Below are 22,884 nucleotides of genomic sequence, written 5' to 3'. Positions count from 1 at the left end.
TTAGTGAGTGCCAGAATCAAGTAATCCCGGGAGCTCCGGCGAGGGCGGGAACAGCGGCCTGAGGGCCCGCGTGCGTGACGCGACGATACGTTCCGGCAGGCTCCTGCCCGGCCTCCTGACGGCCACCCCCGCGCTGGCCGTGGCCTTCGCTGTACATGCTGTGGTGCCGGCCCTGCCCGCCATGACCGTCGCGGTGGCGCTGGGCCTGCTCGCCGCGAACCTGCCCGGCACGGCGGTGTGGATCGCCGGACGGGCGCGTCCGGGCCTGGACTTCGCGGGCAAGCACCTGATGCGGGGCGGCATCGTCCTGCTGGGCCTCAAGGTGAGCATCATGGACATCCTGGGCCTCGGCTGGCTGGCCATGGTCCTGATAACGGGCGTGGTGCTGCTGAGTTTCGGCGGCACCTACCTGCTGGTGCGGCTGTTCCGGCTGCCGCGTGAGACCGCGCTGCTGGTGGCAACCGGCTTTTCGATCTGCGGGGCGTCCGCCATCGGTGCCATGGCGGCCGTGCGGCGGATCCGGCATGCGGATACTGTCCTGCCGGTGGCGCTGGTGACACTGTGCGGCACGCTGGCGATCGGCATTCTGCCGCTGCTGATGCATCCCCTGCAGTTGAGCCCCCTCGCTTTCGGCGCCTGGACGGGTGCGTCGGTGCACGACGTCGGCCAGGTGGTGGCCACGGCGCAGACCGCCGGCACCGCAGCACTGGGCATCGCCGTCGTCGTTAAGCTCACCCGAGTGCTGCTCCTGGCACCGGTGGTGGCCGTGGCGGGCGTGCACCACCGCATGAGCACGTCAGGACAACATGCGCTGCCGCCGCTGGTGCCCCTGTTCGTGGTGGGGTTTGTGGCCATGGTGGCGCTTCGGTCCACGGACTGGCTCTCGGACGGCTGGCTCGACGCCGGTGCGGGGCTGCAGGACATTCTCCTGGGAGCGGCGCTCTTCGGGCTCGGGTCGGCCGTGCGGATCCGCACGCTCCTGCACACCGGAGCGAGGGCGCTGCTCGCGGCGCTGGCGGCCTGGCTGCTGATCGCGCTGCTGGGCCTGGCAGCGGCCCTGCTGATGACGGCCTAGGCCGGCAGCCGGATGGGGACCGGCACGCCCGGGTCCCGTGATTAGATAGCTGAGTGTCACATGAGAATCTGCAGCGCGATGAAGCCGCTCAACGGTCAGCCCTGATCAGCACCCACAGTTACGACGTCTCCCTGGATGTGCGGCAGGCAGCAGACCCGGACGTGGCGGGCTACATCAGCCGCAGCGTTATCCACTTCTCCGCCGCCGTGCCGGGCCAGGGGCAGGTGGCGTCTACATTTCTGGATTTCATCGCCGGTGAGGTCCACAGTGTGTTCCTCAACGGCCAGGCGCTGCCCGTGGCCGACGTTGTGGACGGTTCCCGGATCCGCCTGGACAACCTGCAGGCAGAGAACCAGGTCACCGTCACCGGCACCGCCCTATACAGCCGGTCCGGTGAGGGCATGCACCGCTTTGTGGATCCGGCTGACGGCCAGTGCTACCTCTACACGCAGTATGAGCCCGCCGACGCCCGGCGAGTGTTCGCGAACTTTGAACAGCCTGACCTCAAGGCCGAGTACACATTCCACGTGATGGCACCGTCCGGCTGGGAGGTGGCCTCCAACGGCGTGGAAGCGGCCCGGACGCAGCTGACCAGCGATCCGGCCACCAGCCGCTGGGACTTCGCCACCACCCGCCCCATGTCCACCTACATCACCACAGTGCTCGCCGGGCCGTACTTTAAAGCCCAGGACCACTGGAGCGCCACGCTCGACGACGGCACGCAGCTGGAGGTTCCGCTGGCGCTGTACTGCCGGGCTTCCATGGCGGAATCGTTCGATGCCGCGGAGCTCTTCAGGCTGACCAAAAACGGGCTGGACTTCTTCAACCGGCTTTTCGATTTTCCCTACCCCTGGGGAAAATACGATCAGGCCTTTGTGCCCGAATACAACCTGGGCGCGATGGAAAACCCGGGGCTGGTCACGTTCACCGAAAGCTACGTGTTCACATCCCGCGCCACCGACGCGCAGTACCAGGCCCGGGCGAACACGCTGATGCACGAGATGGCGCACATGTGGTTCGGCGACCTTGTCACGATGCAGTGGTGGGACGACCTGTGGCTGAAGGAGTCCTTTGCGGACTACATGGGTACCCTCGGTGTGGACCGTGCCACGGACTGGGAGACAGCCTGGGTGAACTTCGCCAACAAGCGCAAGGCGTGGGCCTACGTCCAGGACCAGCTGCCCACCACCCACCCGATCGTTGCCGACATCCCTGACCTTGAGGCCGCCAAACAGAATTTTGACGGCATCACCTACGCCAAGGGCGCGTCCGTACTCAAGCAGCTGGTGGCGTACGTCGGGTTCGATGCTTTCATCGCCGGCTCACGGCAGTACTTCCGCGATCACGCCTACGGAAACACCTCACTGTCGGACCTGCTGAAGGCCCTCAGCGCTGCTTCCGGTCGCGACCTTGCCGGCTGGGCTGCCGCCTGGCTGCAGACCTCCGGCATCTCCACAGTGTCGCTGGAGACGGAAACGCACGACGGCGTCCTCGGCGCCGTAACGATCGTCCAGGCTGCAGTGGACCCCGTTACCGGACGGGAGCAACTGCGGCCGCACCGGCTGCGCGTGGGCTCGTACAACTTCGATGCCGACGGCGACCTGGTCCGCACCTGGAGTTTCGAAACGGACGTTGCCGGAGCGCGGACAGAGGTCCCGGAGTTGGCCGGGCAGCCGCGGCCCGCCCTCCTGCTCGTCAACGATGATGACCTGACCTACGCAAAAGTCCGACTGGACCCGGTGTCCGAGGAAACAGTTTTGGCATCCCTGGACCGCATCACCGTTCCGATGGCCCGCGCCCTCTGCTGGACCGCGCTGTGGAACTCCGCCCGCGACGGGGAAAGCCCGGCCTCCCGCTACGTGGAGGCCGTGACGTCGTTCGGCCCGTCCGAAACGGGAGTCGGCGTGCTGCTGAACATCCTCGAGAACGCCGCCACCGCCGTCGAACGCTACACCCCCTTGGCCCAACGCGACGCGGTGCGCGGCGCCTTCCTGGCGGCGGCCGACGCCCAGCTGGGTAAGGCAGCGCCGGGCTCGGACCACCAGCTGGCCTGGGCGCGGACGCTCGCCGCCGTCAGCCGTCATGACGCTACCCTCCTCCCCCGGCTGAGGTGCCTTCTGGACGGCACGGTGGTGGTGGACGGCCTGGCCGTGGACGCCGAGCTGCGCTGGAGCTTCTGGCACGCCCTGGCGGCCAATGGGCAGGCAACCCCCGAAGACCTGGACGCAGAACTCGAACGCGACACCACCGCTTCGGGCCGGGCGGGCCACGCCACAGCCCTCGCCGCCCGTCCGGAGCCTGGTGTGAAGGCCGCCGCCTGGCCCTCTGCCGTGGAGGGGACGGAGCTGTCGAACCAGCTGCTCAGCGCCACCATCGTTGGATTTGCCACCGCCTCTGCTGCCCTGCTGGAACCCTATGTGGAGCCGTACTTCGAGTGCCTCCGCGGTGTCTGGGACAACAGGAGCATTGAAATCGCCAGCCGGATCGTCCGGGGGCTCTATCCCCTGGCGCAGGATCTGCCGGCGGGGACCTTGCCTGCGGAGCACGCCGTGGTGCTCCGCACGGATGCCTGGCTGACGGCTAACTCTGACGCGCCGCGGGCGCTGCGCCGGATCATTGTGGAGCAGCGGAACCACCTTCTGAGGGCGCTCAACGCACAGGCTCTGTAGATCACCCGGCAAGGCTCTTACGGGACCCGGTGCAGCCAATCCTCGGCGCCGAACTTGGTGGTCACCCGGTCCCGGGCGGCAGTGAGCTCGGCGGCAGTGAGTTCGGACGAGGTCGCCGCGTAGCGTTCGGTGAACACTTCCATCATGGCCGCGATGATCTCCGTGCGGGTCAGCCCGGTCTGCCGGCGCAGCGGATCAACCCGCTTCTTGGCGCTGCGCGTCCCCTTGTCCGAGAGCTTCTCCTTACCGATGCGCAGCACCTCGACCATCTTGTCGGCGTCGATGTCGTAGCTCATGGTGACGTGGTGCAGCATGCCGCCGTTGGCCAGGCGTTTCTGGGCGGCGCCGCCGATCTTGCCCTGGTCCGTGGCGATGTCGTTCAGGGGCACGTAAAACGCGGTCACCCCGATTTTCTCGAGGGCGGCCATCACCCAGGCGTCGAGGAATGCGTAGGAGTCCGCGAAGCTGATCCCGTCCACGAGCGTCTGCGGCAGGTACAGGGAGTAGGTGATGCAGTTGCCGGCCTCCATGAACATGGCTCCGCCACCGCTGATCCGGCGGACCACGGTGATGCCGTGCCGGGCGACGCCGTCGGGATCCAGCTCGTTGCGGAAGGACTGGAAACTGCCGATCACCACGGACGGTTCCTCCCAGTCCCAGAACCGCAGGGTGGGGTTGCGACGGCCGCCGCCCACCTCTTCGGTCAGCACCTCATCCAGCGCGACGTTGATATGCGTGGGCAGTACCGTGGGGGCGATGATGTTCCAGCGGTGGTCGGTCCAGGCCGTGGCCTTCGCCAGCGCGCGGCGGACCGTGACGGCCACGGCGTCGGCCGAAAAGCCGAACAGGACAGCGCCGGGCGGCAGCGAAGCGGTGACGGCCGCGGACAGCTCCGCCACGGTCGTGCTTTCCGGAAGTCCTGTCAGCGCCCGGTTGATGGCAGGCAGCGTCTCGTCGGGTTCGAGGAAAAAGTCGCCGCTGAGGGAGACGTCGGCGAGGACACCGTCCACAACGTCGAAATCCACCACCACAAGTTTGCCGCCGGGGACTTTGTACTCACCGTGGTGGCTGAGGGGGCGGTCTTCAGCGGCAAACGGCGAGGCAGTCATGCCACCCATCCTGCCCCACGATCAGGGCTCCCCGAAACGACAAAACCCCCGGACGCAAAAAGCCCGCACCGTTGCCGGTGCGGGCTTTCCAAAGAACCTTGGGGGGTGAAGTGAATTACTTCGCGCCGCCGAAGCCCTTGAAGCGAGCGTTGAAGCGCTCGACGCGGCCTGCAGAGTCCATGATGCGCTGCTTGCCCGTGTAGAACGGGTGGGACTCGGAGGAGATTTCGACGTCAATGACCGGGTAGGTGTTTCCGTCTTCCCACTCGATGGTCTTCTTGGAAGACACGGTGGACTTGGTCAGGAACTTGACGCCGGAAGCCAGGTCGTTGAAAACAACAGCTTCGTACTTCGGGTGGATATCAGACTTCATAATGGGGCCTTTGTTCGCACAACTGGATTTTGCCAGCTGCCAGGTATGAATGGGATGGCTGGTGTCTGCTTCACTGCCGCAAGACAGAAAGCGCAGGACAGCCAGCTGTTAATAATAGCTGATCAGCGCGGACCCTGCGAACCGCGGGGCCGGAGTTCCCAGAACGCCACGGCGGAGGCCGCCGCCACGTTGAGGGAGTCCACGCCGGCGCGCATGGGGATCTTCACGGCGAGGTCGACGGCGGCAAGCGTCTCGGCGCTCATGCCGGCACCTTCGGTACCGAGCACCAGGGCCAGCCGGTCCGGATTGCGTGCGGCAAGCGCGTCCACGTCCACGGCGTCCCCGGTGAGTTCCAACGCGGCCACGGTGAAGCCGGCTTCCTTAAGCAGCGACAGGTCCTGCGGCCAGGACTCCAGCCGCGCCCAAGGCACCTGGAAGACCGTTCCCATGCTGACCCGGACGCTGCGGCGGTAGAGCGGATCGCCGCAGCGCGGCGAAATCAGGACGGCATCGATGTCCAGGGCCGCGGCCGACCGGAAGATGGCGCCCACGTTGGTGTGGTCCACGATGTCCTCCAGGATCGCGACCCGGCGCGCGCCTGCCAGCAAGTCGTGGAGAGGCACCGGTTCCGGCCGTTGCATGGCTGCCATGGCGCCGCGGTGGAGGTGGAACCCGGTGATCTCTTCGAGCAGGGCAGCGCTGCCAATAAAGGCGGGAACGTCGGGGTAGGCACTGAGGACATCCTGCAGGTCAGCCAGCCATTTCTCCGCCAGGAAGAACGACCTTGGCCGGTGGCCGGCCGCCAACGCCCGGCGCAGGACCCGTGAGGATTCGGCGATGTACATTCCTTCAGCCGGTTCACGGAGCTTCCGCAGGTGAACGTCCGTCAGCTGCGTGTAGTCGGAGACACGGGGATCCCCGGCAGATTGAAGGTAGTGGATTGTCACCGGCTGATTATTTCATCAGGTTGGCGATCATAAAGCCCAGCGCCATCAGGCCGAGGGCAAAGATGACAGTCCGCAGCACAGCCGGGGACAGCCTCCGTCCCACCTTGGATCCCAGGAGGCCGCCGATCGTGGAGCTCACGGCAATCAGGAGCACCACCAGCCAGTTGATCCGGTCAAACGCGAAGAGCAGGTAGGACACTGCGGCCACAAGGTTCACGCCGAGGACCAGGATGTTCTTCATGGCATTGGCGTTCTGGATGGTGCCGGTAAGGAACACGCCCAGAATGCCCACCAGGAGGATGCCTTGGGCGGCCACGAAGTAGCCCCCATAGACGCCGGCCAGGTACACCAGCACGATCAGGAGGATGCCATGGTGTTTGTCCTTGATGGCGTGCTCGGCGTTTTCCTCGCGGTTGCGGACCCAGGCCTGCAGCCGCGGCTGGAACACCACCATCAGCAGGGCAAGGACCAGGAGGACCGGTGCGACGTAGTGGAAGACCTTCTCCGGCAGGTGCAGCAGCAGCCAGGCTCCGGTGATGCCGCCCAGCAGCGACGCCGGGAGGAGCTTCAGCAGCTGCAGGCCGCGGCCCTTGAGCTCGCGGCGGTAGCCCCACGCGCCCGCTGCGGTGCCGGCCACAAGGCCCATCGCGTTGCTCATGGAAGCGACCACCGGAGTGACGCCGAGGGCGATCAGGACCGGGAAGGTGACCAGGGTGCCGGAGCCTACAACGGCGTTGATGGTGCCCGCCCACAGGCCGGCAAAAAACACAAAGATGCTGCTGAGAAGATCCACGGTTGGCGGCGCCGTGGCCTAGCGGCGGGCGGTGGCGGTGTAGCGGCCGGCGTTGACTGTGACGTCGAGTTCCACGCCGAAGGTCTTGCTGAGGTGCTCCGCCGTGAGCACACCCTCGAGGGGTCCGGCCGCCACCACGTTGGATTCACGGAGCAACATCGCGTGGGTGAAGCCAGGCGGCACTTCTTCGAGGTGGTGGGTGACCAGGACAATGGCCGGAGCGGCGTCATCACGGGCCAGTTCGGTGAGGCGGTGCACCAGGTCCTCGCGCCCACCCAGGTCCAGGCCGGCGGCAGGTTCGTCGAGCAGGAGGAGTTCCGGGTCAGTCATCAGGGCACGGGCAATCTGGACGCGCTTGCGCTCACCCTCGGAAAGGGACGCGAAAGCCCTGTTCAGGAACGGCCCCATGCCCCAGTCATTCAGCAGCCTGAAAGCCCGGCGTTCGTCAGCCCTCTCATAGCCCTCACGCCACCGCCCCGTCACGCCGTACGCCGCCGTGACGACTACATTGAGGACCGTTTCGTGCCCGGGAATCTGGTTGGCCAGTGCGGCGGAGGACAGTCCGATGCGGGGCCGGAGTTCAAACACGTCCACGGAGCCGAGGATTTCCTCCAGGACGCCGGCTATGCCGCTGGTGGGGTGGAGACGGGCTGCAGCAATCTGCAGGAGAGTGGTCTTGCCTGCGCCGTTGGGTCCCAGGATGACCCAGCGCTCGCCCTCCTTGACCTGCCAGTCCACCTTGTTCAGGAGCGTCTTAGACCCACGGACAACGCTGACGGCGGCCAATTCAAGAACATCACTCATAGGAGTAGACACTAGGACAAAACAGGGACGGACTGATAACTGAAACGTGGACAGCGACGCCCGTCACAGTCCCGGGCACGGCCCGTCTGCTGGCTGGCCCACGGGTTCGCCATCAACGTGGCGCAATCAATTCGGGCGGCTCTCCCCCGCTGGCTAAGATTGCAGCCATGACTTCGAACGTGACTGCGGTCAGCTATGGCCCAAAATTGACTGCCTCCGGGCTCGACAAGCTGCGCTCCGCCCTGACGGGCAGTGGCGCCACGCTCCAATCCGAATCAAGGGGCGGGGACAGCCGGTTTGAGGTCCACACTGCCGAGGTCGCCGTCGCGGATGGCACGGACGCCGGCATTTCGGCGCTCCGCCGGGCGGTGGCCGAGGCGGCGCAGGATGGCCTGGACACCGCCATCGTTCCCGCTGGCCTTCGTGCGGCTCCGCGGAAGCTGTTGATCATGGACGTTGATTCGACGCTGATCCAGCAGGAAGTCATCGAGCTCCTGGCAGCCTATGCGGGCAAGCGGGAGGAAGTGGCGGCAGTCACCGAAGCGGCGATGCGCGGTGAACTGGACTTCGCGCAGAGCCTCCACGCGCGGGTGGCCGTGCTCGCAGGGCTGCCGGCCGCCGTCGTCGATTCTGTCCGGGCGGAAGTGAAGCTGAGCGAAGGTGCCGCTGAGCTGGTTGCGGCATTCAAGGCTGCAGGCCACGTGGTGGCCGTGGTGTCCGGCGGGTTCAACCAGATCCTGGGTCCCATCGCTGAGGATCTGGGCCTGGACTACTGGCTGGCGAACGAACTTGAGATTGTGGACGGCGCCCTGACCGGCAAGGTGCTCGGTGCCGTCATCGACCGTGCGGCGAAGGAAAAGTACCTGCGCGAGTGGGCGGCTGCAGAAGGAATCGCGATGGAACACACCATTGCCGTAGGCGACGGCGCCAACGACCTGGACATGCTCGGGGCCGCCGGGATGGGAGTGGCGTTCAATGCCAAACCTGCGGTCCGGGCAGTTGCGGACTCTGCGATCAACATGCCGTACCTCGACGCCGTGCGCCACATCGCCGGCGTCTGAGCCGCAGGCTCCGTCCCGCCGGCCGGGTCGAATCAGCCCGGACGATCAGCCTGGTCCGCTCAGCCCGTGGGCGGCGTGTACTGGCTCGCGGTGAATACGGCTCCGCCGGGATCCCGGATCAGGACGGTGCGCGTCCACTCGGTATCGTCCTGCCCCAGGATGTCGGCGCCGAGGCGCTCCGCATCCTCGGCCGTACGGTCCCGGTCTGCGACGGTAAACGTCACGTGCCACTGCGGACGCTCACCCGGCGCCGCGGAGGCAAGCCAGGCAACAGCATCCTCGAAGCCGCGGGGCACGAGGTCGCCCGACTGGCGAGCCCTGATGTTGGGGTCCACGGTGGCCTCAAGGTGATCACCGTATCAGGGGCGGCGGATCATGATTCCGAAGTCCAGGTTGTCGAACTGCCAGCCGAAGGCCGTCGTGTAGAAAGCGACTGCTGCCTCGTTGTCTGTCGTGTAGAGATCACTGAAGTTCCATCCGCCGGGAAGGTTGACGGCTTGGGCACCGAGCCGCTCGCGGGCCCGCCAGATGCGGAGCTCGGCGCCTTCGGGATCTGCCAGTACTGCCTGCACGCCTCCTGAGCCCGCATCGGCAGGGGCCGATTTCAGTGTTGCGCCGACGGAGAGCAGGTGGCGCGCGGCCGCATCTGCTTCGTCGACGGAGACGTAGGTGTTCCACGTGGCGGCATCGGTTCCGGCGCCCGTGATGGCGCCGGCATCCTGGCCGTCAAGGGTGGCTATGACGTACCTGCCGGTGCCGCCGGACGGGGCGGTGTCCTCGAATTCCCACCCAAAGATTCCGCCATAGAAGAGCATGGCGGCCTCCACGTCGGGCTGCTCGGTGTCCACCCAGCACGGAACACCTGCCGGATAGCTACGGCCTGTCACCTCTGGTTGCTGTGCCATTCATAAACCCTAGGCGGCGTTGCCCTCATAGACAACGCCCTCGACAATGCCCCAGACAGACAGACAGACAGACTGGGCTTCGCGACAGACAAAAGCTCCGGGCAGGAGTACTGCCCGGAGCTCGTCGTGGTGATGGGGTTTTGGCGTGGGCAACTACGGCCCTTGCGGGATGCCCGGAACGGCTACTCGGCGCCCTTGCCGAAGTAGTCGGAGCCGCCGGCGTATTCCGTGTGGCCGGATTCGACGTCCGCGGTCGCCATGCTGGCCACAACCTCAGCGAACTCCTCCACGGAATAGAGCTTTCCGGCCTCGGCACGGCGGGCCTCGATGGCGCCCGGGTTCGAGCGGTCCAGCAGCGTCGCCGTGACGGTGCCTTCGATCATGTCGCCGGACACCACCACCAGCGAGATGCCCTTCTCAGCCAGGCTCGGAAGGAGCTCACGCAGGGCGTCCTCGCCGGCACGCTTGCTGCGGGCCACGGGCTCGTATTCGGGCATGGTGGGCACGGAGTTGATGAAGTGGGCCTGGTGGCTGGTCACGAAGACCACGCGTGAGCCTTCCTTCATCAGGGGCACGGCGGCGTTGAGCATGTTGACCTGGGCGTCGCGGTTCAGCTTCAGGGCGTAGTCGTCTGCCATGCCGGACTCCATGCCGCCGGAAGCGTTGAGCACCAGGACGTCCAGCGAACCGAAGTTCTCCATGGCAGCGCTGGCCAGGGCCTGCACGCCTTCCTGGGTGGTGAGGTCCGCGCCCACTGCGGTGGCGCGGCCGCCGGCAGCTTCAATTCCTGCGACCACCCTGTTGGCGCGCGGCGCCTTCTGGCGGTAATTAACTACGACGGCGGCGCCCTCGGCAGCGAGGTTCTTGGCCACTTCAGCGCCGATTCCCCGTGAGGATCCGGTCACAATGGCGGTTTTGTTGTCCAGCAGTCCCATATGGGCTCCTTTGTTTGAAGCGTCTAAATCGCTTGAGGTCTGAAGTCCATCATGCCAGCGCTCGCGCCACAATCGCTTGTATGACCCCCACAAACAAGCCCGGTCACGCTAGTTTCAGTGGCCCATGCCAAGGCCGCCGTCAACGGGAATGACGGCGCCTGAAATGTAGGCCGCCTCGTCGCTGGAGATCCAACGGACCACGTTCGCCACTTCCGTTGCCTCGGCAAACCGGCCGGCAGGAATGCTGGAAAGGTAACCCTTCTGCGTGGCTTCGGGCAGTTCTGCCGTCATGTCCGTGTTGATGAATCCGGGAGCCACAACGTTTGCTGTGATCCCGCGTGAACCGAGCTCTCGGGTCAGGGACCGGGCAATGCCCACCAGACCGGCCTTGGAGGCCGAGTAGTTGATCTGACCCGGCGCGCCATAGAGGCCGGAGACCGAGGAAATGAGGACCACGCGGCCCTTGCGCATCCGAATCATGCCCTTCGAGGCGCGTTTGATGACGCGGAAAGCGCCGGTGAGGTTGGTGTCGATCACGGACGTGAAGTCATCTTCACTCATGCGCATCAGGAGTGTGTCCTTGGTGATTCCCGCGTTTGCCACCAGGACTTCAACGGGGCCGTGGGCAGCTTCCACCTCGGCGAAGGCAGCATCCACAGAGGCCTCGTCGGTCACATCGGCCTTCACGCCCAGAATCCCGGCCGGCAGCTCCGACGCGCTCCGGTAAGTCACGGCCACCTTGTCGCCGTTGGCCACAAAAGCCTGCGCGATGGCCAGGCCGATGCCGCGGTTTCCACCGGTGATCAGGACGCTGCGGGCCGCTGTAGCTGCTTCAGACATAAAAACGCTCCGGGATTCTGCGGCATGTGCAGCCGCGGGTAGGACGGGGTGTGATTTTACTGCCTCCGATCTTAGCCCGCGTTTGGGCACCACTGACGATGGTGAGAGAATTGAGGCAAGCCTTTGGAGCGTGATCAATCAGCCGTGACCCTTGAAAACCATGCTGGACAGTCCGTGCCCGGAGATCCCGAAAGGTTCTCTGGGGATTCCGGGGTCCACAGCATTACGGACGCGGCGGCCGCCCACTCGGAGGACATGCGCCAGCGCATGATCAAGTACGCGCTGGCCATGGGAATCCGCATGGTCTGCCTCATCCTCATTTTTGTGGTGGACGGCTGGTTCAAACTCGTAATGGTCGCCGGTGCCGTCTTCCTCCCGTGGATCGCGGTGGTGATCGCGAATGGCAGCGACCAGGCGGAGGTCCACAGCGACTCGCTGCTGGACGCGGCCCCGCTTGCCGAGCTGGATAGCCCGTCCGGGTCGCCGGAACAGGACGGATCCACGTCAGCGGTCATCCAGGGCGAGCTCATTGATGACGACGACGAACCCACGCAAGGACAGGAACGGCGCGCCTCATGAACATTTTTGACCTGGCTGCAGGGACCGCTGGTCCCCCGCCGGCCATGGCGGCCATGTGCTCCCGCAAGGCCTGCCGCTCGGAAGCTTCCTGGCAATTGCTCTGGAACAACCCCAAAATCCATACGCCGGAACGCCGCAAGACCTGGCTTGCCTGCGATGACCACCGTGACTGGCTGGAAGATTACCTTCAGACCCGCGGGCTCTGGAAGGAAACCCTGGTCCTGGATTCGGGGCAGGACACAGGCCGGGCGCCGGTAGGGCAGGACGGCTGAATGTACCGCTTCCTCTTTTCCAGCAAGTGGCTGGGATACCTCCTGCTTGCCGCCATCTTTGCCGCTGCCTGCGTCTTCCTCGGCCGCTGGCAGATGGACCGCCGCGCAGAGACCCTCGCGGAGATCAACCGCGTGGTCACCAACTATTCCGCCACACCCATCTCCTTCGACGAGGCGAGGGACGAGTTCTCCGCCTTGGACCCGTCGAAGGAATGGACCCAGGTGGAACTCGAGGGCACGTATGATCCCGACGGCCAGCGGATTGTCCGCAACCGTCCACTGAACGGGCAGCCTGGGTATGAGGTGGTTGTCCCGTTCAAGCTGGAGACCGGTGAAAGCGTCGTGATCGACCGCGGCTGGCTGCCCATCGGCAACAAGAACCCGGGCAGTCCCGATTCCATCCCGGCGCCTCCCGCCGGACCCGTGACCGCCGTCGTCCGCCTCAAGCACGGCGAGCCGCAGTTGGACCGCGGCGCCCCCGACGGTCAGCTTGCATCCATCGATCTCCCCACTTACTCGGACCAATTGGGCTATCCCGTACTCACCGGCGCTTACGGGCAGTTGGCGTCTGAATCTCCCGCCCCCGCTGACATGCCGTTCCCGTTCCCGAAGCCGGCCACCGAAGAAGGCACGCACCTGTCCTATTCGTTGCAGTGGTTCGCGTTTGGGGTGCTGATGTTCGTGGGCTTTGGGTACGCCGCACGGCAGCAGGCCAGGAATGCCGCGATTGACGCCGCGGACGAGCTTGAGGATGAGGATGGGTCGCGCGATTCAGGCAGCCCGGTGCACTCCGCCGCTGCGGCAGCCCGCCGTCGTCCGCCTGTTGCCCGCAAGCGTAAGAAGGCGACCGCCGAAGAAGAGGAAGACGCCCTCCTGGACGCGCAGGGTTACTGACGCACGTTCTGTCCGTTCAGTTGCGCTCGCCTCGTCGGTTGCGTTCGCTGTGCAACGCGGGTGATTTCCCGCGTGCTGGCTCGTTCGTCTGCAACAACAGCCAAAAGTAGGCGGAGTAGCCCCGGTAGGCCACCCGGAAAAGATCAGGACACTCCTGGACAACTCCCTCAAAGCCCACAAAGTCCTCTGGGCGGGAGCAGGAGACCACAACTCAATGTTCAGCATCACCTACGAAGACCTGCTGCGGATCACGGAGGCAACGGAAATGGCAGTCCGCTAGCTCCGCCAAGGTGAGTGGACTGTCAGCGCAGCGACGCGGTGGATTTGTGTAGCGTGCGTCTAAGCGAGGAACGAGCGAGCACGCGGCAAATCCAGCGCGGTGCTAAGCGGAAGCCGACCGGACGCCGAGAAGGCTAAGCCAGCGTAATCAGGTCCAGGTAGTCTTCGTTCCAGTGGTCCTCGATGCCGTCGGGCAGCAGGACGACGCGCTCGGGGTTCAGCGCTTCGACGGCACCTTCATCGTGGCTCACGAGGACGACGGCGCCGGTGTAGTTGCTCAGGGCCCCGAGGATTTCCGCGCGGCTGGCCGGGTCAAGGTTGTTGGTGGGCTCGTCGAGGAGCAGCACGTTCGCGCTTGAGGCCACGATAGTGGCCAGGGCCAGCCGGGTCTTCTCGCCGCCGGAGAGCACACCGGCGGGCTTGTCGACGTCGTCTCCGGAGAACAGGAACGAGCCCAGGATGTTGCGGACCTCCGCGTCGTTCATGTCCGGGGCGGAGGAGCGCATGTTCTGCAGGACGGTGCGGTCCACGTCGAGCGTCTCGTGCTCCTGGGCGTAGTAGCCCACCTTCAGGCCGTGGCCCGCCACGACCTCGCCGGTGTCCGGCTTGTCGACGCCGGCAAGCATCCGCAGGAGCGTGGTCTTGCCGGCGCCGTTGAGGCCCAGGATAACCACCTTGGAGCCGCGGTCAATGGCCAGGTCCACATCGGTGAAGATCTCCAGTGAGCCGTAGGACTTGCTGAGTCCGTCCGCGGTTAGCGGGGTCTTGCCGCAGGGTGACGGATCCGGGAAGCGCAGGGCTGCCACGCGGTCGGTCGCGCGGACGGCTTCGAGGCCGCCCAGCAGACGTTCGGCACGCTTGGCCATGTTCTGCGCTGCGACGGCCTTGGTGGCCTTCGCTCGCATTTTGTTGGCCTGGTCGATGAGGACCTGGGCCTTCTTTTCGGCGTTGGCTCGCTCACGCTTACGGGCGCGCTCATCCGTTTCGCGCTGGAGCAGGTAGCGCTTCCAGTTCATGTTGTAGAAGTCGACCTTGGCGCGGTTGGGATCCAGCAGGAACACTTTATTGACGGTGGCTTCGAGCAGCTCGGTGTCGTGGCTGATCACGATCAGGCCGCCCTGGTGGTTCTTCAGGAACTCGCGGAGCCAGGTGATGGAATCCGCGTCGAGGTGGTTGGTGGGCTCATCGAGGAGCATCGTTTCGGCGTCCGAATACAGGATCCTGGCGAGTTCCACACGACGGCGCTGGCCGCCGGACAGGGTCTTGAGCGCCTGGTTCAGCAACCGGTCCGGGAGGGCCAGGTTGGAGCAGATCGCGGCGGCCTCGGCCTCGGCCGCGTATCCGCCGGCGGCCAGGAACTCGGATTCCAGCCGGTCATAGCGGTTCATCGCGTTGCGCTGGATCTCGGTGTCCTCGCTGGCCATGTCCTCATGCGTCTGCTTGAGCTTGTTGACGGCGATGTCCAGGCCGCGGGCGGAGAGGATGCGGTCGCGGGCCAGCTGTTCCATGTCCGGGGTCCGAGGATCCTGCGGCAGGTAGCCGATCTCGCCGCTGCGGGTCACCTTGCCGCCGGCGGGCTGCCCTTCGCCCGCGAGCACGCGGGTCAGGGTAGTCTTGCCTGCGCCGTTACGGCCGACGAGGCCGATCTTGTCGCCCTTGTCGATGCGGAAGCTCACCTGGTCCATGAGGAGCCGGGCGCCGGCGCGCAGTTCAAGATCCTGGACAGTAATCACAGCAGGTAAGGCCTTTCACAACAGGGAAACGCCGCAGCTCAACGGGTGATGTCTGGAAGCAGCCGGCAGAATGGCCGACAGAACGGCCTTTCCAAGTCTACCGGCCACAGCTTGACCCCATAACCGCTGCACCGCCGTCGTGCGTTGACTCAGCGTTTGTGCCCTGCCGTCAGTCCCGGGCGTCCCGCTTAGTAGGTCCCCTACAAAATGGCGTCCGACGGCGGCCGGTAACGTCAGGATCACCCCCATGCTTCGCTTGTACAACCACGACAGGAACACCCATGAGCCAGACTGACACTGCCGTCAACGGCACCGCTTCCCGCCTCCGGAACCGCTGGAACGCCACCGACCTCGGCCTGATCGCCGTCTTTGCGGCACTCGTTGCCGGCTCCGCCATGGTGCCCGGCATCGCGGCGAACGTGTTCGGCATCCCCATCACTTTCCAGACCCTTGCGGTGATGCTCACCGGACTGATGCTGGGCCCGGGCCGGGGTTTCGCCGCCGTCGGCCTGTACACCCTCCTGGGCCTGGCCGGCCTGCCGATCTTCAGCCAGGGCCGCAGCGGCCTGGGCATCCTGGCCGGGCCGTCGGCCGGCTACATCATTGCTTTCCCCATCGCAGCAGCCGTTGTAGGCTGGCTCGCCACCGTGGTGATCCGGCGGACAACACGTGCCCGGGCGCTGTGGTTCTTCGCGTCGGCGATGGTCACCAGCATCGCCGTCGTGCACACGCTCGGAGTTGCCGGGATCGCCCTGAACACCAAAGCGTCACTGGGTGAAGCCTTCCTCGCAGACCTGATCTTCTACCCCGGTGACGTGATTAAGAACATCCTCGCCGCAGTGATCGCCGTGGCACTGCACCGGGCATTTCCCGACGTCCTGGTCCGCCGGGTGAAGCGGATTAACAACTAGTCCCGCCATGGCAACCATTTCATTCCGGCAGGTATCCGTGGCCGTTGCCGTTGACAACCGCCCGGAACCCAAGTCCCTGCTCCAGGACGTCACGCTTGAGCTGACCGAACAGCGCATCGGCGTGATCGGGGCCAACGGGTCCGGTAAGTCCACGCTGCTGCGAATGATTAACGGCCTGGTCCAGCCAAGTTCCGGCGCAGTGTCGGTGGACGGCGCCGACACCGTCCGTGCTGTGCGTGCGGTCCGCAGGCAAGTGGGGTTCGTCTTCACCGATCCTTTGACGCAGCTGGTGATGCCCACTGGGCGCGAGGACGTGGAGCTTTCGCTGCGCCGCCCGGTCCGCAACGGGGCGGAGCGCCGCCAGCTGGCTGAAGCGGCCCTGGAGCGCCTCGGCCTGCTGCCGCTCGCGGACCAAAGCATCTACGAACTCTCCGGCGGCGAACGCCAGCTGATGGCCCTCGCCGCTGTGCTGGCCGTAAACCCCGCTGTCCTGGTGCTGGATGAACCGTCCACCCTCCTGGACCTCCGGAACCGAGAACTCCTGCGCCGCACGCTGTCCGTCCTCGACCAGCAGATCGTGATGTCCACACACGACCTCGACCTCGCCCTGGAGATGGACCGCGTGCTGGTGGTGGAGGCAGGGCGCGTGGTGTTCGACGGCGGCGCGGCGGCGGCAGTCGAGGCGTACCGGGCGCTGGTCACCAACGGAGTGGCTGCGTCGTGAGAGGGCACGGCTTCCTGCTGGCCAACTACGTCCCGGGGAATTCGATCATCCACCGGACGCCGCTGGCACTGAAATTCCTGCTGGTGGTGGGCTGCGGCCTGGTGTCTTTCCTGGTGGTCGACTGGCTGGTCTCCGCCGCGGTCCTGGCCGCGCTCGGCGCACTTTTTCTCCTGACCGGCGCCGGAGCCCGGCGCCTCGTGAGTGCTGTCCGTCCTGTTGCGCTGGTGCTGGTGGTCATCGGCCTGTTCCAGTGGTGGCAGCTCGGCGGACCCACAGCCGCCCGGATTGTCCTGAACATCCTGGTCTGCGTGGTGGCGGCATCCCTGCTGATGGCCACCACGCCCATGCAGCGGATCCTGGACGGCGTGGTGTCGCTGGCCACGCCATTCCGCCGCTTCGGCGCGGACCCTGAACGTTTTGCGCTGACCATCGCCATCATGCTCCGCAGCATCCCGTATATCGCCGGCGCCTTTGCAGACGTCAGGGATTCCGCCCGGGCCCGCGGGCTTGAGCGCAACCCGCGTGCCCTCGTGCTGCCTGTCTTCATCACCACCGTGGCCTTCGCCCGCCAGACCGGCGAAGCGCTGGCTGCCCGCGGGCTGGGCGACGCGGAAGACTGACGGGTCTTTGGTCCGTCGTGTGCGGCTTAGGAGTCTAGGTGGTCTCCGGCCAGCAACTCATACCGCAGCAGCGCCGCCGTGCCCATGCCGCCGGCAATACTGATCAGGGCCAGCGCCAGGGAGCCATGGTTCCCGGCCCGCCGTGCCTGGGCGAGAAGCCGGGTCACCAGCACCGCACCGGACGCCCCGTAGGCGTGGCCCAATGCCAGCGCCCCGCCGTCGACGTTGACCCGGTCCGGATCAATGCCCAACTGGTCCAGGCAGGCCAGGGTCTGGGACGCGAAGGCTTCGTTGAATTCCACCAGGTCCACGCTGGCAGCTGACAGCCCCCTCGCCTGCAGGAGCCGCTCCGCGGCAACTGCTGCGCCGATCCCCAGCAGCTCCGGGTCCACACCGGCAGTGTCCGTGGCCAGCACCAGGAGCCCGTCTGTGGCTCCCAGTTCCCGTGCCCGCTGCAATGAAGTAACGACGACGGCGGAAGCGGCGTCCGCGTCGAAGCATGAGTTCCCGGCGGTGACAGTGCCCCCCGGCACAAAGGCGGGCGGGAACCGCTTGAGAACCGCGGCGGACAGGCCAGGGCGGGGGCCGTCGTCGGCACTGATGGGTCCAGCGGACGTCTCCAGGGTGGTGATCTCGCCGGCAAAGAAGCCTGCTTTAGCCGCGGCCAGCGCCCGCTGGTGGCTGCGCAGCGCGGAGGCATCCTGCCGCTCCCGGCTGACCGTGAACCGGGCCGCTATATTCTCGGCGGCGACCCCCATATCCGGGTCGCCGAAGCTGTGCGGCACAAACTGGGCCCGGGCAAAAAAGTCAGGCTCGCCGTCGTCGTTCCGGTGGGCCCGCAGCGGAGCCGTGCTGATGCTCTCCACTCCCCCGGCTAGATACACGGGTTTGCCGCCGGCAGCAACCAGCCGGGCGGCCAGAACGATGGCATCCAGGCCTGACCCGCACTGGCGGTCAACGGTCAGTCCCGGCACACCGACCGGCAGGCCCGCCTCGAGCAGGGCCAGGCGGGCCACGTTGCCGCCGCCGCCCACGGCGTTGCCGATCACCACATCCGTGACTTCTTCGGCCGGCACGTGGGAGTCTGCCAGGAGGTTGACCAGGACCGGTGCGAGAAGCTGGTGCGCACGCAGTTCCTTCAGTGCACCGTTGGCGCGCCGGACCGCGGTACGCCGCGCCGCTATGATCACGGGCTGCCGGTCCGCAGGCAGCACGTCGCCGGGCGGCATGCCATGGGGCCGCAGGTCAGCGGTCAAGGTGCCGCGCCCTGGGATCCTGGGAGCCGATCCAGTCGAGCAGGATGTTCCGGCTGACCTTGCCACGGTCCGTGATGGGAAGTTCGGAGAGCGCGAAGTACTGGTGGGGCCGCTTGTCCCGCGGCAGGATGTTTTCGAGTCCGGCCTTCAGCTGCATGGCCGTGACTCCGCCATGGGACGGAACGACGCCGGCGACCACCCGCTGGCCGCGGAGATCATCGGGTATTCCGGCGGCCACCGCAGCAGCCACCCCCGGCACGGCCGCCAGGGCGAGTTCCACTTCGTGCGGATAGACGTTCTTTCCCGAGGTCAGGATCATGTCGGCGCGCCGGCCAAGGATGTGCAGTTCGCCGTCGGCGAGGTAGCCTTGGTCCCCCACCGTGAACCAGCCGTTGAAGGAGCGCAGCGCCTGGCCGTCGTCACCCCACAGGTAGCCGTTGCTCACCATGCCGCTGCGGACACAGATATTGCCGGCTTCGCCGTCCTGCAGTTCGGAACCCTCATCATCCAGGATTCTGACGTCCACGCCCGGGAACGGGTGTCCGATGCCTGTTCCCCCGGCGTCCAGGACCTCCCCCGCCGCCAGCCCCACACCGGAGACAAAGCTCAGTTCGGACGCGCCGTAGTACTCGAAGATGGTGGCGTTCGGCGCCCAGCGCCGTGCCGCTTCGAGGGTGCGTGCGTCCAGCTTCGAGCCGGCGCAGATGATGGTACGGATGCCGGAGGCATCCACGCCGCCGGTCAGGCCGCGCTCACTGAGCAGCCGCAGCATGGTGGGCACGAGGATGAGCCGGGTCACGCCGTCGTGCGTAATGGCGGCGTGGACATCACCGACGTCGAAACTCTCCAGCGTCTGGAATTCGGAGCCGGCGTAGAGGCACTCAGCCAGGGCATAGAGGTTAAGGCTGGCGGCCAAGGGCCCGGGCGCGAGCGTGACGTCGTCCTGGGCGAGGCCGAAGAACGCAACGGACGCGTCAAAGGACTGCCGCCAGGACTGCCTGGACCGGGTAAACGCCTTGGGCACTGACGTGGTGCCGGAGGTGAGTCCGATCAGGAACGTCGAGTCCGGCGGCCCGTCCGCCAAGGCATCCGCTGCGGAAACCATGCCGGGATTGGCCGACTCTGCCAGCCGTTGAACGATCTCCTGGTGCAGGGACTCCGGCCAGGTCGGGTCCAGGACGGCGCATTGCCGCCGGCCGGCAACGGCTGCGGCGAACCTTGCGGCGAAGTCGACGGAGTTGGCCTCCGCAAGGACGGTGACGGCAGCTGTCTCCGGAAGGGCGGCTGCGGCGGCGTCCCGGAGCTCAGCCCAGCGCAGGCGCCTGCCCGCCACTACGACGGCGGTGTCATGGGGGCGTTCTTCGGCCCAGCGCTGGATTCTATCGAGAAAAGGCATCGTCCCAACTTTACCGGCCGGACTCCGCTTCGGTGGTGCCGCTAAGGGCTATTGTGACTTCATGAGCTTCAATGACAACGTGCAGCTGGACCCTTCCCAGGTCCAGGACCGGCGTGGCATGGGCCGTGGGGCCAAGGTCGGCGGCGGCATCGGTGGCGGAATCGTCCTGCTGATAGCTGTGCTCCTCGGCGTCAACCCCGCCTTGCTCGAAGGCCTGACCGGCGGGGCGGGCACGGCTGATCAGAACCAGGGCACGGCGCCGGCCTGCACCACGGGGGCCGACGCCGACGCGCGGCTGGACTGCCGGATCACCGGCACGGTGAACAGCCTGAACGCGTTCTGGCCGGCGTATCTCCAGCAATACAACGTGCAGTACCCGCAGCCGGAAACGGTGATCTTCGACCAGGCCGTCAACAGCGCGTGCGGGACGGCTTCCAGTGCGGTGGGCCCCTTCTACTGCCCGGCTGACAGCACCGCCTACTTCGATCCCGGGTTCTTCCAGGATCTCGTGGACCGCTTCGGATCCTCGGGCGGTCCCCTGGCGCAGGAGTACGTGGTGGCACACGAATTCGGCCACCACATCCAGAACGTGCTGGGGTACATCGACCGCGCGCAGCAGGACCCGCAGGGGCCCGAGTCCGGTGCCGTCCGCGTGGAACTTCAGGCCGACTGCTATGCCGGCCTCTGGGTAAAGCACGCCTCAACCCAGCCCGGACCCGACGGCCAGCCGTTCCTGGAACCGATCACCCAGCAGGACCTGAACGATGCCCTGTCCGCAGCGTCAGCGGTGGGCGACGACCGGATCCAGGAAGCCGCCACCGGACAGGTCTCGCCCGAGGCCTGGACGCACGGATCCAGCGAACAGCGGCAGAAATGGTTCTACACCGGCTACCAGACCGGCGACATCAACCAGTGCGACACATTCTCGGCGGCCACCCTCTGACAGGATCCGCGGCCGGCGGCAGAACCAATTAGACAAGTACGACGACGGCCGGCCACCTCCGCTGGGGAGGTGACCGGCCGTCGTCGTACTTTTCATGTCAGGGCCCACGCCGCCAGGGTTCCCTGGCCGAGCGAAGCGAGGCTAGGGAGGCGGTGGGGATCAGATGTTGAAGCCGAGGGCGCGCATCTGGTCCTTGCCGTCGTCGGTGATCCGCTCCGGACCCCAAGGCGGCATCCACACCCAGTTCAGTCGCCAGTCGTCAACGACGCCGTCAAGGGACTTGCCTACCTGCTCCTCGATGACATCGGTGAGCGGGCAGGCGGCCGTGGTGAGCGTCATGTCGATCAGCAGCGCGCCGTCGTCGTCGGAGTACTTCAGACCGTACAGCAGCCCGAGGTCCACGATGTTCACACCGAGTTCCGGGTCGATGACGTCCTTGAGTGCCTCTTCGACATCTTCGAGGCCCGTGCGGGCCACATTGATTTCGGTCATGGCAAGTCCTATCTAGGCCTGTGCGGCAGCAGCGATGGTGGCTGCACCGGCGCCCGTCGCGTACCGGTCGTAGCCTTCGTCTTCGAGGCGGTCAGCCAGTTCCGGGCCGCCCTCTTCGACAACCTGGCCGTCGACGAAGACGTGGACGAAGTCAGGCTTGATGTAGCGCAGGATGCGGGTGTAGTGGGTGATGAGCAGCGTGCCCATGTTGCCCGCCTCGTGTGCACGGTTGACGCCTTCGGAGACAACCTTCAGGGCGTCAACGTCCAGGCCCGAGTCGGTCTCGTCAAGGATGGCGAACTTCGGCTTGAAGAGTTCCAGCTGGAGGATCTCGACGCGCTTCTTCTCGCCGCCCGAGAAGCCTTCGTTGACGTTGCGCTCGGCGAAGTCTGCGTCGATGCGCAGCTGGGCCATGGCCGCCTTGACGTCCTTGGTCCAGGTACGCAGCTTGGGTGCTTCGCCGTCGATGGCGGTCTTGGCGGTGCGCAGGAAGTTGGTCATGCTGACACCGGGGACCTCCACGGGGTACTGCATGGCCAGGAAGAGGCCGGCGCGGGCCCGCTGGTCAACGGTCATCGCGAGGACATCTTCGCCGTCGAGCGTGATAGTTCCGCTGGTGACCTTGTAGCGCGGGTGCCCGGCAATGGTGGAGGCCAGGGTGGACTTGCCCGAACCGTTGGGGCCCATGATGGCGTGGGTCTGACCGGTCTTGATGGTCAGGCTGACGCCCTTCAGGATCTCCTTGGTGCCCTGCTCCGTGTCAATGCTGACGTGCAGGTCCTTGATCTCAAGAGTAGACATAGGTCTTGTTCTCCTCTGCACCGCGCCCTCCGGCGGTGGTGCGGTCTGTATCTGGAAGTTTGGTTCTGTTGCTTGGTATTGCTGCTCGCGGCTGATCTGCCCGGTTGATGCTGCTAGCTGAAGTTCGGGGCTTCCGCTCCGTTGAGCACGTTTGTGAAGTCCACGTAGACCTCGTCGCCGACGATCTCGACGGCGAACACCGGGACGGGATCGTAGGCGGGGAGCTGGAGCGGCTCACCGCTGCGCAGGTCGAACTGGGAGCCGTGGCCCCAGCACTCGATCATGCAGCCCTCCACTTCGCCCTCGGACAGTGAGATGTCCGCGTGCGAGCAGGTGTCCCCGATGGCGTGGATGTCTCCCATGGAGTCCTTCACGATGGCTACGGGGTAGTCATCGATCAGGATCCGGAGCGCCTGCTTGAGCTGGATTTCATCCGTCTTGCAGACAAATTCGCCCTTTGGCTGGTCAGTCAT

At 66.0% G+C, this 22,884-nt stretch carries 25 protein-coding genes and 1 pseudogene; 11 read left to right on the top strand and 15 right to left on the bottom strand.

Features of this window, described 5'->3' with window-relative positions:
- Positions 1–7 precede the first annotated feature (7 nt).
- Both ACX80X_RS03400 and pepN read left to right on the top strand, forming a co-directional pair.
- Entirely contained in the window at positions 8–1,075 is a 1,068-nt protein-coding gene (locus tag ACX80X_RS03400) for a YeiH family protein (RefSeq protein WP_252598806.1), read from the top strand.
- Positions 1,076–1,128: 53 nt separating this feature from the next.
- Positions 1,129–3,744, top strand: coding sequence for an aminopeptidase N (gene pepN / locus ACX80X_RS03395; RefSeq protein ID WP_459311206.1), 2,616 nt, complete (start codon positions 1,129–1,131; stop codon positions 3,742–3,744).
- A 17-nt stretch (positions 3,745–3,761) separates the two neighbouring features.
- Here pepN and ACX80X_RS03390 read toward each other — a convergent pair whose 3' ends face one another.
- The 5 genes from ACX80X_RS03390 to ACX80X_RS03370 all read right to left on the bottom strand — a co-directional run bounded on the left by ACX80X_RS03390 (position 3,762) and on the right by ACX80X_RS03370 (position 7,770).
- The gene (locus ACX80X_RS03390) at positions 3,762–4,853 is read right to left on the bottom strand and encodes a lipoate--protein ligase family protein (protein ID WP_459311204.1); all 1,092 of its coding nucleotides are present in this window, start codon (positions 4,851–4,853) and stop codon (positions 3,762–3,764) included.
- A gap of 115 nt (positions 4,854–4,968) precedes the next feature.
- Positions 4,969–5,226 carry a type B 50S ribosomal protein L31 gene (locus tag ACX80X_RS03385; protein WP_056339888.1) on the bottom strand — a complete coding sequence of 86 codons (258 nt, stop codon included), beginning with the start codon at positions 5,224–5,226 and terminating at the stop codon, positions 4,969–4,971.
- Between the two features lie 122 nt (positions 5,227–5,348).
- Positions 5,349–6,173 (bottom strand): TrmH family RNA methyltransferase, encoded by an 825-nt coding sequence (locus tag ACX80X_RS03380; protein ID WP_252598803.1) that lies wholly within the window; start codon positions 6,171–6,173, stop codon positions 5,349–5,351.
- Between the two features lie 7 nt (positions 6,174–6,180).
- A complete protein-coding gene (locus ACX80X_RS03375; RefSeq protein WP_459311202.1) occupies positions 6,181–6,966 on the bottom strand; it encodes a sulfite exporter TauE/SafE family protein in 786 nt (261 codons plus the stop codon).
- An 18-nt stretch (positions 6,967–6,984) separates the two neighbouring features.
- Positions 6,985–7,770, bottom strand: coding sequence for an ABC transporter ATP-binding protein (locus ACX80X_RS03370; protein WP_058932497.1), 786 nt, complete (start codon positions 7,768–7,770; stop codon positions 6,985–6,987).
- Between the two features lie 167 nt (positions 7,771–7,937).
- On the opposite strand from ACX80X_RS03370, the gene serB reads away from it, so the two are divergent.
- Complete coding sequence (serB, locus tag ACX80X_RS03365; protein ID WP_104061456.1) at positions 7,938–8,831, top strand: phosphoserine phosphatase SerB; 894 nt, start codon at positions 7,938–7,940, stop codon at positions 8,829–8,831.
- Between the two features lie 59 nt (positions 8,832–8,890).
- Here serB and ACX80X_RS03360 read toward each other — a convergent pair whose 3' ends face one another.
- The 4 genes from ACX80X_RS03360 to fabG form a co-directional block, all read right to left on the bottom strand.
- On the bottom strand, positions 8,891–9,166 hold the full coding sequence (locus tag ACX80X_RS03360) for a VOC family protein (RefSeq protein WP_252607955.1): 276 nt from the start codon (positions 9,164–9,166) through the stop codon (positions 8,891–8,893).
- Between the two features lie 24 nt (positions 9,167–9,190).
- A complete protein-coding gene (locus ACX80X_RS03355; protein WP_459311199.1) occupies positions 9,191–9,736 on the bottom strand; it encodes a VOC family protein in 546 nt (181 codons plus the stop codon).
- Between the two features lie 182 nt (positions 9,737–9,918).
- Positions 9,919–10,671: an SDR family oxidoreductase gene (locus ACX80X_RS03350; protein WP_252598799.1), complete on the bottom strand. Its 753-nt coding sequence runs from the start codon at positions 10,669–10,671 to the stop codon at positions 9,919–9,921.
- 114 nt (positions 10,672–10,785) lie between these two features.
- A complete protein-coding gene (gene fabG / locus ACX80X_RS03345; RefSeq protein WP_104061453.1) occupies positions 10,786–11,511 on the bottom strand; it encodes a 3-oxoacyl-ACP reductase FabG in 726 nt (241 codons plus the stop codon).
- A 144-nt stretch (positions 11,512–11,655) separates the two neighbouring features.
- Here fabG and ACX80X_RS03340 point away from each other — a divergent pair, with 144 nt between their 5' ends.
- From ACX80X_RS03340 to ACX80X_RS03325, 4 genes and pseudogenes are all read left to right on the top strand, one after another.
- Positions 11,656–12,090: a DUF3099 domain-containing protein gene (locus tag ACX80X_RS03340; protein WP_252607953.1), complete on the top strand. Its 435-nt coding sequence runs from the start codon at positions 11,656–11,658 to the stop codon at positions 12,088–12,090.
- The gene (locus ACX80X_RS03335) at positions 12,087–12,362 is read left to right on the top strand and encodes a hypothetical protein (protein ID WP_058932504.1); all 276 of its coding nucleotides are present in this window, start codon (positions 12,087–12,089) and stop codon (positions 12,360–12,362) included. The genes ACX80X_RS03340 and ACX80X_RS03335 overlap by 4 nt, the downstream gene beginning before the upstream one ends.
- Positions 12,363–13,256: an SURF1 family cytochrome oxidase biogenesis protein gene (locus tag ACX80X_RS03330; protein WP_459311197.1), complete on the top strand. Its 894-nt coding sequence runs from the start codon at positions 12,363–12,365 to the stop codon at positions 13,254–13,256. It abuts the gene before it with no gap.
- 103 nt (positions 13,257–13,359) lie between these two features.
- Positions 13,360–13,536 (top strand): annotated as a pseudogene (locus ACX80X_RS03325) (YbaK/EbsC family protein); the annotation flags it as partial.
- Positions 13,537–13,669: 133 nt separating this feature from the next.
- Here ACX80X_RS03325 and ACX80X_RS03320 read toward each other — a convergent pair.
- Positions 13,670–15,268, bottom strand: a complete 1,599-nt coding sequence (locus ACX80X_RS03320) for an ABC-F family ATP-binding cassette domain-containing protein (protein WP_459311195.1) — start codon at positions 15,266–15,268, stop codon at positions 13,670–13,672.
- A 281-nt stretch (positions 15,269–15,549) separates the two neighbouring features.
- Between ACX80X_RS03320 and ACX80X_RS03315 the strand changes: the two genes are divergently transcribed.
- From ACX80X_RS03315 to ACX80X_RS03305, 3 genes are read left to right on the top strand one after another with little or no spacing between them, the layout of a single operon-like run.
- Positions 15,550–16,179: a biotin transporter BioY gene (locus tag ACX80X_RS03315; protein WP_252598795.1), complete on the top strand. Its 630-nt coding sequence runs from the start codon at positions 15,550–15,552 to the stop codon at positions 16,177–16,179.
- 7 nt (positions 16,180–16,186) lie between these two features.
- The gene (locus tag ACX80X_RS03310) at positions 16,187–16,903 is read left to right on the top strand and encodes an energy-coupling factor ABC transporter ATP-binding protein (RefSeq protein ID WP_252598794.1); all 717 of its coding nucleotides are present in this window, start codon (positions 16,187–16,189) and stop codon (positions 16,901–16,903) included.
- Positions 16,900–17,523, top strand: coding sequence for an energy-coupling factor transporter transmembrane component T family protein (locus ACX80X_RS03305; RefSeq protein ID WP_252598793.1), 624 nt, complete (start codon positions 16,900–16,902; stop codon positions 17,521–17,523). Before ACX80X_RS03310 ends, ACX80X_RS03305 begins: the two co-directional genes overlap by 4 nt.
- Positions 17,524–17,549: 26 nt before the next feature.
- Here the strand turns inward: ACX80X_RS03305 and ACX80X_RS03300 are convergent, their stop codons facing one another.
- Complete coding sequence (locus ACX80X_RS03300; RefSeq protein ID WP_252598922.1) at positions 17,550–18,752, bottom strand: thiolase family protein; 1,203 nt, start codon at positions 18,750–18,752, stop codon at positions 17,550–17,552.
- Positions 18,753–18,768: 16 nt separating this feature from the next.
- Positions 18,769–20,175, bottom strand: coding sequence for a class I adenylate-forming enzyme family protein (locus ACX80X_RS03295; protein ID WP_252598792.1), 1,407 nt, complete (start codon positions 20,173–20,175; stop codon positions 18,769–18,771).
- A 61-nt stretch (positions 20,176–20,236) separates the two neighbouring features.
- On the opposite strand from ACX80X_RS03295, the gene ypfJ reads away from it, so the two are divergent.
- On the top strand, positions 20,237–21,118 hold the full coding sequence (gene ypfJ, locus ACX80X_RS03290) for a KPN_02809 family neutral zinc metallopeptidase (RefSeq protein ID WP_252598791.1): 882 nt from the start codon (positions 20,237–20,239) through the stop codon (positions 21,116–21,118).
- A gap of 159 nt (positions 21,119–21,277) precedes the next feature.
- Here the strand turns inward: ypfJ and ACX80X_RS03285 are convergent, their stop codons facing one another.
- The 3 genes from ACX80X_RS03285 to ACX80X_RS03275 all read right to left on the bottom strand — a co-directional run bounded on the left by ACX80X_RS03285 (position 21,278) and on the right by ACX80X_RS03275 (position 22,884).
- Positions 21,278–21,610 (bottom strand): metal-sulfur cluster assembly factor, encoded by a 333-nt coding sequence (locus ACX80X_RS03285; RefSeq protein ID WP_160670844.1) that lies wholly within the window; start codon positions 21,608–21,610, stop codon positions 21,278–21,280.
- Positions 21,611–21,622: 12 nt separating this feature from the next.
- Complete coding sequence (gene sufC, locus ACX80X_RS03280; protein WP_056339828.1) at positions 21,623–22,411, bottom strand: Fe-S cluster assembly ATPase SufC; 789 nt, start codon at positions 22,409–22,411, stop codon at positions 21,623–21,625.
- A gap of 113 nt (positions 22,412–22,524) precedes the next feature.
- The gene (locus ACX80X_RS03275; RefSeq protein WP_056339825.1) at positions 22,525–22,884 is read right to left on the bottom strand and encodes a non-heme iron oxygenase ferredoxin subunit; all 360 of its coding nucleotides are present in this window, start codon (positions 22,882–22,884) and stop codon (positions 22,525–22,527) included.

The organism is Pseudarthrobacter sp. MDT3-1 (genome assembly GCF_054510755.1).
The sequence above is the reverse complement of the archived record's forward strand: the minus strand, read 5'-3'. Positions and strand labels throughout refer to the sequence as shown.